This is a genomic window from Arsenicicoccus dermatophilus (genome assembly GCF_022568795.1).
Taxonomy (GTDB): Bacteria; Actinomycetota; Actinomycetes; order Actinomycetales; family Dermatophilaceae; genus Arsenicicoccus; species Arsenicicoccus dermatophilus.
Map to the genome: position 1 here is coordinate 857,580 of NZ_JAKZHU010000001.1, position 16,459 is coordinate 874,038.

The window sequence follows — 16,459 nt, forward strand, 5'->3', positions numbered from 1 at the left end:
TCGGACCGGTCCGGTGAGCTGCACACGAGCCCGGTGGGTCGTCCGGTGGGTGGGAGCAGGTAGACCCGTTCGCCGGCCCCGCTCGCGACGACGCCCTGGGGCAGGAGCGCTCGAAGGGCCTCTCTCTCAGGCGGGGACGGCACCGCCATCGGGACGGGCCGTGGGCGCCACCACCGCGGGCCGGCCTGGGTCAGGCCAGCCCGAGCACCCGGGAGAACCACGCCGGTGTCGACCGGCCGAGGGCGGTGTCGCAGAGCGCTTGCGCCTGATGGGTGTTCGCGGCCTTGCTGCACGAGGACCAGCTCGCGACCTGGCCGGGATACATCGCCTGCAGCGACCCCGCCCACAGCAGGTAGCCCGCGAAGGACACGGCCACGAGGTGCCAGGCCGCCCAGCCCCAGCGTCCCGCCCGCACTGCTGCCAGGTGGTCGCCAGCAGGGCCAGGACGAGTCCGCCCAGGGCGGTCACCAGAGCCAGCAGGGACCAGGGGTGGGGGAGCGAGGACATCAGCACGGCCACCAGCACGAGGGTCGTCGCCCGCTGGCCGGCGGCCAGGGCACGGCGGCTCTGCGGGGAGTCCTGGGGCAGGCCTCGGGGGAAGGAGCGTCGTGGCGTTCGGCAGGCACGGACCTATCTTCCCCCATCCGGCTAGGGTGCTGTCCGTGAGTGACGCTCCCGTGACCTCCCCCCTGTCCGTCGTGGTGCTCGTCTCCGGGTCCGGGACGCTGCTGCAGGCCCTGCTCGACGCAAGCGCGGACCCGGTGCTCGGCGTGCGGATCGTCACGGTGGGCGCCGACCGGGACGGGATCGCCGGACTGGAGCGGGCGCGGCGGGCTGGTGTCCCGACCTTCGTGGTCCGGCCGGGGGACTTCACCGACCGCGCCGCGTGGGACATCGCTCTCGCCGACGAGATCGGTCGCCACGCGCCGGATCTCGTGGTCAGCGCCGGCTTCATGCGGATCCTGGGCGAGCGCGTGCTCGCCGGCCCGCCGGTGATCAACACCCACCCGGCGCTGCTGCCCAGCTTCCCGGGAGCGCACGGCGTGCGTGACGCCCTCGCCCACGGCGTCGCGATCACCGGCACTACCTGCCACCTCGTCGACGCCGGGGTCGACACCGGCCCGATCATCACCCAGCGCGCGGTCGCCGTCGCCGACGACGACACCGAGGACACCCTCCACGAACGCATCAAGGTGGCCGAGCGCGAGATGCTCGTCGACGTCGTGGGTCGGATGGCGCGCGACGGGTGGCGGGTCGACGGACGGCGGGTCCGGATCGGCGCTCCCGGCCGACCCGGCGCGGTCGGACCCGGAGCGGCCTGACTCGTCCACCGAGCCGCCCGCGCGGACCGGACCACCCCTTCCCGGCATACCCACCACCGCCGCACCGCGGCTAGGCTGACCGCACACGACTGGCGCAGGTGGACCACCACCAGGGAGTGACCGGCGTGGGCATCGGCCGCCTGGGTGCCCCGCGAGACCACCACCGCACGCAGGAGCGATCCATGTCTGGCACCGATCTCGGGCGTCGGCCCGTCCGCCGAGCCCTCATCTCCGTCTACGACAAGACCGGCCTGGAGGAGCTCGTCCGCGGCCTCCACGACGCGGGCGTCGAGCTCGTCTCCACCGGCGGCTCCGCCCGCCTCATCGGCGACCTCGGGCTGCCGGTGACCCCGGTCGAGGAGCTGACCGGCTTCCCCGAGTGCCTCGAGGGGCGCGTCAAGACCCTCCACCCGCGGGTGCACGCGGGGATCCTCGCCGACACCCGCAAGGACGACCACCTGCGCCAGCTCGCCGAGCTCGAGGTCGCCCCCTTCGAGCTCGTGGTGGTCAACCTCTATCCCTTCACCGCGACGGTGGCCTCCGGGGCCGGCGCCGACGAGTGCGTCGAGCAGATCGACATCGGCGGCCCCTCGATGGTCCGCGCGGCGGCCAAGAACCACCCCAGCGTCGCCGTCGTCGTCGACCCCACGCGCTACGCCGACGTGCTGGCGGCGGTGCAGGCGGGCGGTTTCACGCTCGACGAGCGCACGGTGCTGGCGGCCCAGGCCTTCGCGCACACCGCGGCCTACGACGTGGCGGTCGCGTCCTGGATGGCCGCGCGCCACGTGCCGGTCCCCGAGGGCGAGCAGGGCGGCTTCCCGGGCTTCATCGGCCAGACCTGGACCAAGGCCGAGGACCTGCGGTATGGCGAGAACCCCCACCAGCACGCCGCGCTCTACCGCGGCGAGGGCTCCGGGGTCGCCTCCGCCGAGCTGCTGCACGGCAAGGCGATGTCCTTCAACAACTACGTCGACACCGACGCCGCGGTCCGGGCCGCCCACGACCACGGTCGGCTGCCGGCCGTGGCCGTCGTCAAGCACGCCAACCCCTGCGGGATCGCCGTGGGCCGCCCCGGCGACGACATCGCCGAGGTGCACCGGCGGGCCCACGAGTGCGACCCGCTGTCGGCCTTCGGGGGCGTCATCGCCACCAACCAGACCGTCACCCGGGCCATGGCCGAGACCGTCAAGGACATCTTCACCGAGGTCGTGGCGGCCCCCGACTTCGAGCCCGAGGCGCTGGAGATCCTGCGGCAGAAGAAGAACATCCGGCTGCTGCGCCTGCCCGCCGACGTGCGCGCCGACGCGACGCTGGAGGTCCGGCCCATCTCCGGCGGGCTGCTCGTCCAGGAGACCGACCGGATCGACGCGGTCGTCGAGCCGGGCGAGGACGACAGGCCCACCGCCGGGCACGGGGACGCCCCCCTGCACTGGACCCTCGTCGCCGGGCCGTCCGCCGACGACCAGACCCTCGTGGACCTCGACTTCGCGTGGAAGGCCGTGCGCGCCGTCAAGTCCAACGCGATCCTGCTCGCCAAGGACGCCGCCTCCGTCGGCATCGGCATGGGGCAGGTGAACCGGGTCGACTCCTGCCGCCTCGCGGTCGAGCGGGCCGGGAGCGAGCGGGCCCAGGGTGCGGTCGCGGCCTCGGACGCCTTCTTCCCCTTCGCCGACGGCCCGCAGATCCTGCTCGACGCGGGCGTGCGGGCGATCGTCGCCCCGGGCGGGTCGATGCGGGACGACGAGACCATCGCCGCGTGCGAGCGCGCCGGGGTGACGCTGTACTTCACCGGGACCCGCCACTTTGCCCACTGACGAGCCCGCGGCCGCCCCGGGCACCGCAGCAGCCGGCGACCGGGAGCCCCGCGAGGGGCGCCCGGTCGTGGCCCTGTCGGCCGCGGCGGCCCTGCTCGTGGGCGCCCTCGCGTCCGTGCAGTCCCGGGCCAACGCCGAGCTCGCCGGGACCTTCGGGTCCGCGGTCGACGCCGCCCTGTGGAGCTTCGGGTCCGGGTGGGTCCTGCTCCTGCTGGCCGTGCTGACCCGCCCCGGCGTGCGCGAAGGCCTGCGGCGCGTGGCTCAGGGGGTGCGGGCGGGGCGGATGCGCCTGTGGACCACCCTCGGCGGTCTGCTCGGCGCCTTCTTCGTCGGGGTGCAGTCCTCCTCGGTGCCCGAGCTGGGCGTCGCGCTGTTCACCGTCGCGATCGTCGGTGGCCAGACCGCCAACGCCCTGGTCGTCGACCGGCTCGGCCTCGGCCCCGCAGGGCGGGTGCCGGTGTCCGCCGGGCGGGTGGCTGCGGCGCTGCTCACCTTCGTGGGGGTAGGGGTGGCGGCCCTGGCCAGGGGAGGAGCGCACGGGTCCTCCGGCATACCGCTGCTGCCGCTGGTGCTCACCCTGCTCGCCGGCGCGGGCATGGCCGTGCAGCAGGCGATCAACGGGCGCGTCAACGCGCTCAGCCAGGACGTGCTCGCCACGACCGCCATCAACTTCACCTGGGGTCTGCTCGCCCTCGCCGGCTGGGCCACGGCCCTGGCCGCCCGGGGGCAGCTGCACCCGCCGCGCACCTGGGCGGCGCCGTGGTGGGCCTTCGTGGGTGGCGTCCTCGGCCTCGTCTTCGTCGGGGTGGGGGCGGTGGTCGTGCGACACCTCGGCGTGCTCGTCGCCGCGCTGATGACGCTCACGGGACAGCTCGTCTCGGCCGTCCTGCTCGACCTGCTGACCCCGGCCACGCGCGGCCAGGTTGGCCCGCAGCTGCTGCTCGGCGTGGGTCTGACGCTGCTCGCCGCGCTAGGGGCGGGGGTGGCGGCGCAGCGCCGGCGGTGAGTGGCAAGATGACAGGCGTGACTGCGACACTCCTCGACGGCAAGGCCACGCTGGCCACCATCAAGTCCGAGCTCAAGGAGCGCGTGGCCGCGCTCAAGGAGCAGGGCATCACCCCCGGTCTGGGCACCGTCCTCGTGGGCGACGACCCGGCGAGCACCTGGTATGTCGGTGCCAAGCACAAGGACTGCGCCGAGGTCGGCATCGCCTCGATCCAGCGCCACCTGCCGGCCACCGCCACCCAGGCCGAGGTCGAGGCGGTCGTGGACGAGCTCAACGCCGACCCGGGCTGCACCGGCTTCCTCGTGCAGCAGCCCACCGGTCTGGACGACACCGCGATCCTGGCCCGGGTCGCCCCGGCCAAGGACGTCGACGGGCTCAACCCCGTCAACCTCGGCAACCTCGTCCTCGGCGTCCCCGCCCCGCTGCCCTGCACCCCGATGGGTGTCGTCGAGCTCTGCCGCCGCTACGACGTCCCGCTCAAGGGCGCCGAGGTCGTCGTGATCGGCCGCGGCATCACCGTGGGCCGGCCCCTCGGGCTGATCCTCACCCGCAAGTCGGAGAACGCCACGGTCACCCTGTGCCACACCGGCACCCGCGACCTGGCCGCCCACACCCGGCAGGCCGACATCGTCGTCGCCGCCGCGGGCGTCCACAACATCCTGACCGCCGACATGGTCAAGCCGGGCGCCGCGGTCTTCGACGTGGGCGTGTCCCGCGTGACGGGCGAGGACGGCAAGTCCAAGGTCGCCGGTGACATCCACCCCGACGTCATGGAGGTCGCCGGCTGGATGACCCCCAACCCGGGCGGCGTCGGCCCGATGACCCGCGCGCTGCTGCTGAGCAACATCGTCGAGTCCGCCGAGCGCGCGGCCCGCGAGCGCGCATGACCTCCTCCGTCGGGCTGGGGCGCCTGGGCCTGTGGTGGCTGCTGGCGTTCGGCTGCGTGTCCGCCCTGGCGGTCCTCGCGGCGGGGGCTCCCCGGCTCGGCGGCAACATCCTCGCCGCGTCCTTCGTGGGCGCGGCGGTCCTGCGGCTCGTGCTGCCCACCTCCCTGGTGGGTGGGCTGGCGATCCGTCCCCGGGCCCTCGACGTGGTCATGTACCTCACCTTCGCCCTGGTGGTGCTGGTCGGCTCCAACGCCGTCAACTGGCATCCCCCGCGCTGACCCACCAGCTGTGGTCGCGCTCGCCGGGGATCGTGCACAGCCGGCGAGCCCGACGACCCCGGTCCTGCGCGGCCCGGCGGGCCCGTCCATCGCGGCAGGACGGCGACCGCCCGGATCCCGCGGCGCCCCGACCGGCGGTCCAGCGCCGTCGGCGAAGGTGTCCCCGATCCACCCCCAGGCGGAGGCCTGCTGAGGCGAGGAGACGGGCTCTGGGGGAAGCGGTGGTCGCGTCGTACCTCGACGGTGCCGTGGGGGAGCCGCATGCGGACAGGGCCCACGCCGTCCCCGTGGACGGCGTGGGCCCTGTCGCGGCAGCGTGCGAAAACCCGCCCCCCCCGGGGGTCGGATCCGCCTGGTCGACGGACCCCGGCAGATCCGACCACCGCCGGCAGGTCAGATGAGGCCGAGCTCCTTGACCTGGTCGCGCTCCGCCTCGAGGCGGGCGGCGGAGGCCATGATGCGCTCCGTGGAGAAGTCGTTCAGCTCGATGCCCTGGACGATCTCGTACTTCCCGTCGCGGACGCGGCAGGGGAAGGAGGAGACGATGCCCTCGGGCACGCCGTAGGAGCCGTCGGACGGGACCGACATCGAGACGATCTCCTCGGTGCCGAGCATCCAGTCGCGCATGTGGTCGATGGTGGCGTTGGCGGCGGAGGCGGCCGAGGAGGCGCCCCGGGCCTTGATGATCGCGCCGCCGCGGGTGGCGACGGTGGGGATGTACTCACCGGTGATCCAGGCCTCGTCCACCAGCTCCGTCGCGGCCTTGCCGTTGACGTGGGTGTTGAACAGGTCCGGGTACATCGAGTCGTCGTGGTTGCCCCAGATCGCCAGGTCCTTGATCTCGTCGACCGTGACGCCGAGCTTCTTGGCCAGCATCGACTTGGCGCGGTTGTGGTCGAGGCGGGTCAGCGCGTTGAACTGCTCCGGCGCCATGTCGGGCGCGTTCTTCATCGCGATGAGGGCGTTGGTGTTGGCCGGGTTGCCGGTGACCAGGACCTTGGCCTTGGGGGCGACCTTGTTGAGCGCGGCGCCCTGGCCGGTGAAGATCTTGCCGTTGGCGGCCAGCAGGTCCGCGCGGTCCATGCCCTCCTTGCGGGGCATGGCGCCCACGAGCATCGCGCAGTCGACGTCCGCGAAGACCTTCTCGGGGTCGTCGCCGATGACGACCTTGGCCAGCGTCGGGAAGGCGCAGTCGTCCAGCTCCATGACGACGCCCTCGAGGGCCTTGAGGGCGGGGGTGATCTCGAGCAGACGCAGCTCGACCGGGGTGTCCTTGCCCAGGAGCTCACCGCTGGCGATGCGGAAGAGGAGGCTGTAGCCGATCTGGCCGGCGGCGCCGGTGACGGCGACCTTGACGGGAGTAGCGCTCACAAGGGAGTCCTTCACGCTCGAAGACTGGTGGATGCTCTCGAACCTATCAGCCACCTGCAGACGACTCACCCCGGGTGGGCCTGGTGCGTGCCAGGCCCACCCGGGGTGCAGGAGGGGTATGCCGAGAAGCCGTCAGGCGCGGCGGGTGGCGTCCTCGGCGGCGGCCGCCGCAGCGCGCTCGGCCTCGCCGGCCAGGTCCAGGTGCGAGCGGTCGACGCCGGTCAGCGCGGCGTAGGTCGCACCGGCGATGACGGCGCCCAGGATCGGGGCGACCCAGAACAGCCACTGCTGGGCGACCACGTCACCGCCCTGGAAGAACGCCACGGCGGTGCTGCGGGCCGGGTTGACCGAGGTGTTCGACACCGGGATCGAGATGAGGTGGATCAGGGTCAGGCCCAGACCGATCGCGATCGGCGCGAAGCCCTTGGGGGCGCGGTCGTCGGTGGCGCCGAGGATGATGTAGAGGAAGAACATGGTGCACAGCAGCTCGCAGAGGAAGACCGCAGTCATCGAGTAGCCACCGGGGGACTGGGTGCCGTAGCCGTTGGCGGCGAAGCCCTTGTCGGCGGCGAAGCCCGGCTGGCCGGAGGCGATCGCGTAGAGCGCACCGCCGGCGACGAGGCCGGCGACGACCTGGGTGCCGATGTAGGGCAGGACGTCCTTGACCTCGAAGCGGCGGGCTGCGGTCAGGCCGAGGGTGACGGCGGGGTTGAAGTGACCGCCGGAGACGTGGCCGACGGCATACGCCATGGTGAGGACGGTCAGGCCGAAGGCCAGGGCCACGCCCACGAAGCCGATGCCCATGTCGACGGGGTCGGTCTTGTGCATGACGTGGGCGGCGAAGACGGCGCTGCCGCAGCCACTGAAGACGAGCCAGAAGGTGCCGAGGAACTCGGCGCCGAGGCGATGGGCAAGGGCGGGACGGGACACGATGCTGCTCCTGGGATGGGGGATTGCGGAGCCCTGACGCGAGATCGGGGCGCAGGGAGGCTGGGTGCGCGTGAATCCCCGCGGGCACCGGGGGAGTTCGTCGGGCGACGCCTCGATCCTTCCCTGCGGTCGGTGGCCCTGTCCGGACTTTTGCGAAATTGCTCCCGAAAGTTCCTCCCCTGTTCGGCTCTAGCTGAGAGCACCTTCGCAACCTGATGTCGCCTGCCAGTCACTCTTGGTGACATGCCCCCTCTCTCCGTCACGACCCTGGCGCGCGCTGCAGCGGCCCTGACCCTCGCCGGCGTCCCGGCCGCGACCCCGTCACCCCTGACGAGCGCCTCCGGCGCCCGGGCCGCCGCTGTCGCGCCCGCCCCCACCGCCGCCACCATCCCCCAGGTGCGGCCCCCGGTGGGCGCCCGTCCCTCCGTCGCTGCCGTCTGGGTCTCGCCGACCGCCTCCCGCCACACCTGTTCCGCCGCCGTGCTCGACGCCCCCGGCGGCAGCCTGGTCGTCACGGCGGCGCACTGCACCGGCGGACGCGGCACCAACCTGCGGATCACCCCGGGCTACGAGAGCGGGCGGCGCCCCTACGGCACCTGGGCGGTCGTGGCGACCTACGTCGACCCGGGGTGGCAGGCGAGCGCCGACCCCCGGCGCGACCTGGCGATCCTGCGCGTGGCGCCCCAGACGATCGGGGGCGTGCGGCGCACCGTCGCCTCGGTGGTCGGGGGCTACCGTCTGGGCCGGGCGGCTCCCTACGCCACCCCGATCCACGGCTACGGCTATCGCGCCGGGTCGGGCGACCGACCCGTGGCGTGCGTCAACGAGGAGGGCCTCGGCTGGGGCTACCCCACGCTCGTCTGCGGCGGTATGACGGGGGGTGTCAGCGGGGGCCCCTTCGTGGTGGCCGCGGCCACCGGGCACCACCTGGTCACGGGCGTGATCGGCGGCCTGCACGAGGGCGGCTGCACGGATGCCGTGTCCTACTCCTCGCCCTTCGGCGCGTGGAGCGACGCCCTCCTGGCGCGGGCCGTCCGCGGCGGTCCCGGGGACGTGGTCCGGCGCGCGCGGGGGAGCGGGTGCTGATCGGCCGGTGACCGTCGGTGCGGGATCCGGTGCTCTCTGCCACGATAGAGACATGTCGGACAGCGTCACCGCCCACACCGCCGGTGCCCATCTCGCCGGACCTCTCTCGGGCGAGCGGATCGCCTGGATCGACACGGCCCGGGCGCTGGCCGTCGTGGGCGTGGTGCTGTTCCACATCGGTTTCCTGCACTACCAGCCACAGCTCGGCCCGGCGGTGGGCGGCCCGGCAGCGCTGTGGCACCACGTCGACGGCCTGCTCGGGTCCTTCCGGATGCCGATGCTGCTGATGCTGTCCGGCGTCCTGGCGGCGGGCAAGGTGCGCCGTGGGCTGCGGAGCGGCACGGCCGTGGAGTCCTCGGTCGCCAACTACTACCTCTACGTCGTCTGGCTCGGGGTCTATCTCCTGGTGATCCCGGACGAGACCTTCCCGCTCGGGGTGGCCGACCTGCCGGACCTGGCCCGCCAGGTGCTCCTGCCGGACACGACGCTGTGGTTCATCCAGTGCCTCGCGCTCGGCGTGCTCCTGCTGACGGCCCTGCGTCGGGTGCCCGCAGCCGTCGTCGTGGGGGTGCTGGCGCTGCTGCACCTGGTGGTCCAGTCCTTCCCCTCCTCGGACCAGATGTGGGTGCGGACCCTGCCTTACTACGTGTACCTCGCGGTGGGGGTGCACCTCGCCGCCCGGCTGCGGCGACTCACCGACAGCCCGCTCGCCACGGCCGCCGCGGGCGTGGTCTTCGCCGGGGCCTGGGTCCTGCTCCAGCTCACCGAGGGGGACGGCGCCCGGCCGGTCCACGCGGTGGCCAACCTCGTCGCCTGCCTCGCGGCCGCCGTCCTCCTCATGGGGGTGGCCCGGCTGCTCTGCCTGTGGCGCCCGGTGGCGACCGTGGGGTCCTTCGTGGGCCGGCGGACCCTGGAGATCTATGTGCTCCACCTGCCGATGGTCGCGGCGCTGCGCATGCTCCCCGCCGACCGGCTCGACGGGCTGCGCGGGGTCCTGGCCGCCCACCCGGCGCTCGCCCTCGCCTACCCGCCGGTGGTGGCGTGCGCCTTCGTCGCGCTCTCGCTGGCGCTGCGGGTGCTGCTCGACCGGATCGGGCTGCGGTGGCTGTTCACCATGCCCGAGCCGCTGTGTCGACAGGTGCGTCGATGGCGGGCCCCGCAGGAGCAGCGGCATACCGCCTCCGTAGGATGAACCGGACGCCCGCACCGCGGCCGGCGCCTCGTCGCACGCCGGGACCGAGCACCCCGTCGGACCCGGCCCGCGCCGATATCTCGACGTTGAGATATCCTGGCCGCGGCCCGTGAGCGCCGCCCTGACGACCCGTCAGGACCCGCGACATCGACGACTTTGGAGAGTCTCATGACGTCACAGAAGATTGTGTGGACGAAGATCGACGAGGCGCCGGCCCTCGCGACGTACTCCCTCCTGCCGATCGTGCAGGCCTTCACCCGCGCCGGTGGCGTCGAGGTCGAGACCAAGGACATCTCCCTGTCCGGCCGCATCCTGGCGCAGTTCCCGGACCGGCTCTCGGCCGAGCAGCGGGTCGACGACAACCTCACCGCGCTGGGCGAGCTGGCCCAGACCCCCGAGGCCAACATCATCAAGCTGCCCAACATCTCCGCCTCCGTCCCGCAGCTCAAGGCCGCGATCAAGGAGCTGCAGGACAAGGGCTACGACATCCCCGACTACCCCGAGACCGCGACGACCGACGCCGACAAGGACGTCCAGGCGCGCTACGCCAAGGTGCTCGGCTCGGCCGTCAACCCGGTGCTGCGCGAGGGCAACTCGGACCGCCGTGCGCCCCTGTCGGTCAAGCGCTTCGCCCAGTCCCACCCGCACCGCCTCGGCGCCTGGAGCTCGGACAACAAGGCCGCCGTCGCCTGCATGGACGAGGGTGACTTCTACGGCAACGAGAAGTCCGTGGTCATGGAGCACGACGCCGCGCTGCGCATCGAGCTCGTCTCCGAGCAGGGCACCACCGTCCTCAAGGAGGGCCTGGCGGTCACCGAGGGCGAGATCGTCGACGGCACCTTCATGAGCGCCCGCGCGCTGCGCGCCTTCTTCGCCGCGCAGATGGAGGCCGCCAAGGCCGCCGACCTGCTGCTGTCGGTGCACCTCAAGGCCACGATGATGAAGGTCTCCGACCCGGTGATGTTCGGCCACGCGGTGACGACCTTCTTCGAGCCGGTCTTCACCAAGCACGCCGACACCTTCCGCGAGCTGGGCGTCAACCCCAACCTCGGCCTCGGCGACCTCACCGCGCGCCTGGCCTCCCTCCCGGCCGACGAGCGGGCGGAGATCGAGGCCGACATCCAGGCGGTGTACGCCGAGCGTCCGGCCCTGGCCATGGTCGACTCCGACAAGGGCATCACCAACCTGCACGCCCCCAACGACATCATCATCGACGCCTCGATGCCGGTGGTCGTGCGTGACTCCGGGACGATGTGGAACGCCGAGGGCAAGCAGCAGCAGACGCTGGCCCTGGTCCCCGACCGTTCCTACGCGCGGATGTACGCCCAGGTCTTCGACGACATGCGGGCCAACGGTGCCCTCGACCCGGCCACGATGGGCGACGTGCCCAACGTCGGCCTGATGGCGCAGAAGGCCGAGGAGTACGGCTCGCACCCGACCACCTTCGTCGTCGAGTCCGCGGGCACGGTGCGGGTCCTCGACGGGGAGACCGTGCTCATGGAGCACCAGGTCGAGGCGGGTGACATCTGGCGCATGTCCCGCGTCAAGGACGTCCCGGTCCAGGACTGGGTCAAGCTCGCCGTGACCCGTGCCCGCGCCACCGGCGCGCCGGCCGTGTTCTACCTCGACAAGGAGCGCGCGCACGACCGCCACGTCATCGCCAAGGTCGAGAAGTACCTCCCGCAGCACGACACCGAGGGCCTGACCTTCGAGATCCTGCCGCCGGCCGAGGCGATCCAGCTGTGCCTGGACCGGATCCGCAAGGGCGAGGACACCATCTCGGTGACCGGCAACGTGCTGCGCGACTACCTCACCGACCTGTTCCCGATCCTCGAGCTCGGCACCTCGGCCAAGATGCTCTCGATCGTCCCGCTGCTCAACGGCGGTGGGCTCTTCGAGACCGGCGCGGGCGGCTCGGCCCCCAAGCACGTCCAGCAGTTCGTCGCCGAGGACTACCTGCGCTGGGACTCCCTGGGTGAGTTCTCCGCGCTCGGCGCCTCGCTGGAGCACCTGGCCTCGCACTACGACAACGCCAAGGCGCAGGTCCTCGCGGACGCCCTGGACGTGGCCATCGGTCGCTTCCTGGAGGAGAACCGCTCCCCGGCGCGCAAGGTCGGCCAGATCGACAACCGCGGCTCGCACTACTACCTCGCGTCCTACTGGGCCCGCGCGCTCGCCGACCAGGACCAGGACGCCGAGCTCAAGGCGACCTTCGCCCCGGTCGCCGAGCAGCTGGAGGCCAAGGAGGCGCAGATCAACGAGGAGCTGATCGGCGTCCAGGGCAAGCCCGTGGACCTCGGCGGCTACTTCAAGGTGGACGACGAGCTGGCCACCGCGGCCATGCGTCCGAGCGCCACGCTCAACGCCGTCGTCGACGCCATCTGAGGTCGCGCCGCCCGGCGGCACCGCCGAGCGCCCGCCCCTCCCGACCTCGGGAGGGGCGGGCGCTGCCGTCCGGTGTCACCAGTTGCGCTGGGCCGGCGGCGCCGGCAGCGGCCGCGAGGTCGGGTGCAGCACATAGGTGGTGCCGCCCGAGCGGGCCCAGGCGTTCTCCAGCTGCGCGCGGGCGTAGGTCTTGCGCACCCGGGAGTTGGCCGCGACCATCCCGGACGCCGGGTCGTTGACGACGACGTTGCCGGCGGCGTCGAAGCCGGCGATCACCATCAGGTGCCCGTTGGTCCCGAAGCCGGCGCCGGTCAGCTGGGTGGAGCTGAACGACGTGGAGATCGCCAGCGGGATCCCGGCGGCGATGAATCGCTCGGCCTCGTTGAGCGAGCGGAGCCGGGTGACGAACGCGTCCAGGCCCCGGACCCCGGCATAGGCCGTGTTGAAGGCCCAGTTTCCGGAGCCGTCGTAGGCGTGGTCGAAGACCTTGCCGACGACGTGGTCGACCTGGGGGTTGGTGTGCGGGGTGGGGCGCACCCACGCGGTCTCCGTGGTCGAGGGACCCACCCGCCAGTAGTCGAGGAGCATCGCCAGCGAGGTGGCCGAGCACCAGGCCTCGCCACCGCCGTTCCAGGCCGGATAGTGCCCGGCGTGGATCATCTGGCTGTATGCCGGGACGGCGAGGACCTTGCCCCGGCCGACCCCGACGGGGGAGACGGGGACGGTGACGGCCGAGCCGGTGGGGACCGCGGACGCCATGACGTTGGCCGCCGTGAGCGACGGCGTCGCCGTGGTCCCGGCCGGGCGGTAGAGCGTGACCATCAGGCGCCAGGCCTTGAAGGCGTACCCGGGTCGGGCCTTGAGGGTGTCCGTGGCCACGGTGGAGTAGGTGTCGGACTGCCCGTCGACCGTCATCCGCGAGGGGGACCCGCCGGTCATGTCCGACCAGCGGCCGAGGGAGAACCACCGGGTGGTGCGGCCGGTGGTGGTGAGGGCCTGGACCCACACGGTCACGAAGGAGCCGCCCGGGGTCAGGGCGCGCCACGAGGGGACAAGCTGGGTGAACGCGAAGGGGATCGGCGACCAGGTGGTGGACCAGGAGCCGTGGTCGTAGGCCCGGGTGGTGCGGGCGCCGTAGGGGTCGGTGTAGGTCGTGCGTCCGGCGGGGCGTCCGAGGACGACCGCGCCGGTGGCGTAGCGCGTCCCGGCGTGGGTGCCTCCCGCGAGGGCGGAGCCGGTGCAGCGCCACAGCTGCACGTTGCGGGCCGCGGCGGCGTCGGCGGAGGTGGCGGGGAGAGCGAGGGCGGCGCCGGCAGCGCCGGCGCCGGCGAGCACGGCCCGACGGGTGGGGGAGAAGTCGGTCATGCCCGGACGCTATTACCCACAGTCATCACTAGTAACAAATAGTGAGAGAATTTCCCCCGAAGTGGGTAGTCAGGCCGGGCGTCACCCCAGGCGCTCGGCCCCACCCGCGGCCACCGCCACGAAGTGCTGCGGCGCGCGCAGGCCCGCCTCGCGGAAGGCCTCGTGCACCGCGGCGGCGACCGCCTCGCCACCACCGACCGGGACCAGGGCGATCGCGGAGCCGCCGAAGCCGCCACCGGTCATCCGCGCCCCCAGCACCCCGTGCGCCCGGGCCGTGTCGACGACCAGGTCCAGCTCGCGCCCGGTCACCTCGTAGTCGTGGCGCAGCGACTCGTGGGACGCGTCGAACAGGCGCCCCACCTGCGCCAGGTCGCCCGCCTCCAGCGCCGCGACGCACGCCCGCACCCGCTCGATCTCGGTGACCACGTGCCGCACCCGGCGGCGCAGCATGTCCTCGTCCAACCGGGCCAGGGCCGCCTCCAGGTCGGCGGGGGCGACGTCCCGCAGCGCGGTGACCCCGAGGGCGGTCGCGGCGCGCTCGCACGCGGAGCGTCGCTCGGCATACTGCCCGTCGGTCAGCGCATGGGTCGCCCGGGTGTCCACGACCAGCAGCTCCAGGCCGTGCGCCGTCAGGTCGAGGGGAACCGGTCGGGTGGACCCGTCCCGGCAGTCCAGCAGCAGGGCGTGGCCCTCGCGGCAGCGCAGGGAGGCCGCCTGGTCCAGGCCGCCGGTGGGTGCCCCCGCGATGACGTTCTCGGCGCGGACGCAGCAGCCGGCCAGGTGGTCGCGGCCCGCGTCCGTCCCCAGCAGGCCGCGTCCCCGCCCCGATCCCTCGGGCGCCGGCAGCGCGAGCTCCCACAGGTCGGCCGCCGCGGCCGCCACGCACCCCTCCAGCGCCGCCGACGACGAGAGCCCCGCCCCGATCGGGACGTCGGACGCCACGGCCAGGTCCATCCCGCCCATCTCGTGACCCGCCTCGCGCAGCGCCCACAAGGTCCCGGCGACGTAGGCCCCCCAGCCCCCGGGAACGCCGGGAGCCACCTCGCCCAGCCCCACCTCGACCGGGTCGCCCGCGACGTCCGCGGAGACCACCACCAGCCGGTCGTCCGACCGGCGCCGGGCCGCGGCCACCGTGCGGTGCGGGAGCGCGATCGGCAGGCACAGGCCGTCGTTGTAGTCCGTGTGCTCACCGATCAGGTTGACCCGACCGGGCGCGGCCCACCGCCCCTCCGGCTCGGCGGCGAAGGTCTGCCGGAAGGTGTGCAGGGCGCGGTCCTGGACGGTGGTCATGGTGCTCCTCGGTGGCGGCGGGGTCGTGCGTGCATCCTGCCACCGCGGTGCCCGCCGGACCCGGTGCCCATGAGAGTGTGGGCCCATGAGCCAGGACGGACTCGCACGCGCACAGCAGGTCATGACCGACGCCGGCGTCAACGCCACGGCGATCGAGGTCTTCAGCCACTACTACGGGGAGCTGGAGAGGGGAGCGACCGGTGTCATCCGGGAGGACTCCATCCGCCCGCTCACCGAGCCACCCTCGCTCGAGGGCATGCAGATCACCGACGAGCAGGCCCGCGAGGCCCTCTCCCGGACCGTGGTCATCAAGCTCAACGGCGGACTGGGCACATCCATGGGCATGACCCGGGCGAAGTCCCTGCTCCCGGTCCGGGACGGCAAGAGCTTCCTGGACATCGTGGTCCAGCAGGTGCTGGCGGCCCGGCAGCGGTACGGCGTGCGGCTGCCCCTGCTGCTCATGGACTCCTTCAACACCCAGGAGGACACCCTCGCGGCGCTCGCGGCCTATCCCGAGCTCGCCGTCGAGGACCTCCCGCTCGACTTCCTGCAGTCGCAGGAGCCCAAGCTGCGCACCGACGACCTCACCCCCGTGCGGTGGCCGGCCGACCCCAAGCTCGAGTGGTGCCCGCCGGGCCACGGCGACCTCTACCCCTCGCTGCTGTCCTCGGGGATCCTGAAGTCCCTGCTGGACAAGGGTTTCCGCTATGCCACCGTGTCGAATGGCGACAACCTCGGCGCGGCCCCGGACGCGCGGCTCGCCGGGTGGTTCGCCGCCTCCGGCGCGCCGTACGCCGCCGAGGTCTGCCGCCGGACCGCCATGGACCGCAAGGGCGGTCACCTGGCGATCCGGGTCGACGACGGCCAGCTGATCCTGCGCGAGACCGCGCAGACGGCGCCGGAGGAGATGGACCACTTCACCGACGAGCACCGGCACGCGTACTTCCACACCAACAACCTGTGGCTGGACCTGGAGCGGCTGCACGCGCTGCTCGTCGAGCGCGACGGCGTCCTCGGCCTGCCGCTGATCCGCAACGTCAAGACCGTCGACCCCAAGGACCCCTCCAGCCCCGAGGTCTACCAGATCGAGTCGGCGATGGGTGCCGCGGTCGGCGTCTTCGAGGGCGCCCAGGCCGTCGAGGTCCCGCGCAGCCGGTTCCTCCCGGTCAAGACCACCAACGAGCTGATGCTGCTGCGCTCGGACGTCTACGAGCTGCGCGAGGACGGGACCCTGCACCTGCTCGTCGACAAGGCCCCGGTCATCTCCCTGGACGGCCACTTCACGAAGATCGCGGACTTTGAGCAGCGCGTGCCGGGCGACGTGCCCTCGCTGCGCGAGGCGACCCGGCTGGCGGTGGCCGGCGACTGGACCTTCGGCGACCGGGTGGTCGTCAAGGGCGAGGTGTCCCTGGCCGACGAGGGCGAGCCGCGCCGGGTCGAGGACGGGACCGTCCTGCAGGGCTGAGACCCCGACGACGACCGAGGCGTATGCCGGGGAGCAGCTCCCCGGCATACGCCTCGGTCCGTCGCCCT

14 protein-coding genes and 1 riboswitch are annotated in these 16,459 nt (G+C 73.0%); of the genes, 9 read left to right on the forward strand and 5 right to left on the reverse strand.

What is annotated here, in order from left to right:
• Positions 1–190 precede the first annotated feature (190 nt).
• Positions 191–376: a hypothetical protein gene (locus MM438_RS04085; protein WP_241451254.1), complete on the reverse strand. Its 186-nt coding sequence runs from the start codon at positions 374–376 to the stop codon at positions 191–193.
• Between the two features lie 286 nt (positions 377–662).
• Here MM438_RS04085 and purN point away from each other — a divergent pair, with 286 nt between their 5' ends.
• From purN to MM438_RS04110, 5 genes are all read left to right on the forward strand, one after another.
• A complete protein-coding gene (purN, locus tag MM438_RS04090) occupies positions 663–1,322 on the forward strand; it encodes a phosphoribosylglycinamide formyltransferase (protein WP_241451255.1) in 660 nt (219 codons plus the stop codon).
• Positions 1,323–1,397: 75 nt separating this feature from the next.
• Positions 1,398–1,475: riboswitch (ZMP/ZTP riboswitch) on the forward strand.
• A 29-nt stretch (positions 1,476–1,504) separates the two neighbouring features.
• Entirely contained in the window at positions 1,505–3,136 is a 1,632-nt protein-coding gene (gene purH, locus MM438_RS04095) for a bifunctional phosphoribosylaminoimidazolecarboxamide formyltransferase/IMP cyclohydrolase (RefSeq protein ID WP_241451256.1), read from the forward strand.
• Positions 3,126–4,142 (forward strand): DMT family transporter, encoded by a 1,017-nt coding sequence (locus MM438_RS04100; protein ID WP_241451257.1) that lies wholly within the window; start codon positions 3,126–3,128, stop codon positions 4,140–4,142. The genes purH and MM438_RS04100 overlap by 11 nt, the downstream gene beginning before the upstream one ends.
• A gap of 17 nt (positions 4,143–4,159) precedes the next feature.
• On the forward strand, positions 4,160–5,029 hold the full coding sequence (locus MM438_RS04105; RefSeq protein ID WP_241451258.1) for a bifunctional methylenetetrahydrofolate dehydrogenase/methenyltetrahydrofolate cyclohydrolase: 870 nt from the start codon (positions 4,160–4,162) through the stop codon (positions 5,027–5,029).
• Complete coding sequence (locus MM438_RS04110) at positions 5,026–5,307, forward strand: DUF3017 domain-containing protein (RefSeq protein WP_241451259.1); 282 nt, start codon at positions 5,026–5,028, stop codon at positions 5,305–5,307. Before MM438_RS04105 ends, MM438_RS04110 begins: the two co-directional genes overlap by 4 nt.
• 393 nt (positions 5,308–5,700) lie before the next feature.
• On the opposite strand, the gene MM438_RS04115 is transcribed toward MM438_RS04110, so the two are convergent.
• Both MM438_RS04115 and aqpZ read right to left on the reverse strand, forming a co-directional pair.
• The gene (locus MM438_RS04115; protein ID WP_241451260.1) at positions 5,701–6,678 is read right to left on the reverse strand and encodes a malate dehydrogenase; all 978 of its coding nucleotides are present in this window, start codon (positions 6,676–6,678) and stop codon (positions 5,701–5,703) included.
• Positions 6,679–6,810: 132 nt separating this feature from the next.
• A complete protein-coding gene (gene aqpZ / locus MM438_RS04120) occupies positions 6,811–7,608 on the reverse strand; it encodes an aquaporin Z (protein WP_241451261.1) in 798 nt (265 codons plus the stop codon).
• 243 nt (positions 7,609–7,851) lie between these two features.
• On the opposite strand from aqpZ, the gene MM438_RS04125 reads away from it, so the two are divergent.
• From MM438_RS04125 to MM438_RS04135, 3 genes are all read left to right on the forward strand, one after another.
• On the forward strand, positions 7,852–8,694 hold the full coding sequence (locus MM438_RS04125; RefSeq protein WP_277627916.1) for a trypsin-like serine peptidase: 843 nt from the start codon (positions 7,852–7,854) through the stop codon (positions 8,692–8,694).
• A gap of 52 nt (positions 8,695–8,746) precedes the next feature.
• Entirely contained in the window at positions 8,747–9,886 is a 1,140-nt protein-coding gene (locus tag MM438_RS04130) for an acyltransferase family protein (RefSeq protein ID WP_241451262.1), read from the forward strand.
• Between the two features lie 168 nt (positions 9,887–10,054).
• Positions 10,055–12,271, forward strand: a complete 2,217-nt coding sequence (locus MM438_RS04135) for an NADP-dependent isocitrate dehydrogenase (RefSeq protein WP_241451263.1) — start codon at positions 10,055–10,057, stop codon at positions 12,269–12,271.
• 75 nt (positions 12,272–12,346) lie between these two features.
• On the opposite strand, the gene MM438_RS04140 is transcribed toward MM438_RS04135, so the two are convergent.
• Both MM438_RS04140 and galK read right to left on the reverse strand, forming a co-directional pair.
• Complete coding sequence (locus MM438_RS04140) at positions 12,347–13,636, reverse strand: peptidase C39 family protein (RefSeq protein ID WP_241451264.1); 1,290 nt, start codon at positions 13,634–13,636, stop codon at positions 12,347–12,349.
• Between the two features lie 81 nt (positions 13,637–13,717).
• Entirely contained in the window at positions 13,718–14,926 is a 1,209-nt protein-coding gene (gene galK / locus MM438_RS04145) for a galactokinase (protein WP_241451265.1), read from the reverse strand.
• A gap of 85 nt (positions 14,927–15,011) precedes the next feature.
• On the opposite strand from galK, the gene MM438_RS04150 reads away from it, so the two are divergent.
• Positions 15,012–16,391, forward strand: coding sequence for a UTP--glucose-1-phosphate uridylyltransferase (locus MM438_RS04150; RefSeq protein WP_241451266.1), 1,380 nt, complete (start codon positions 15,012–15,014; stop codon positions 16,389–16,391).
• Positions 16,392–16,459: the final 68 nt, after the last annotated feature.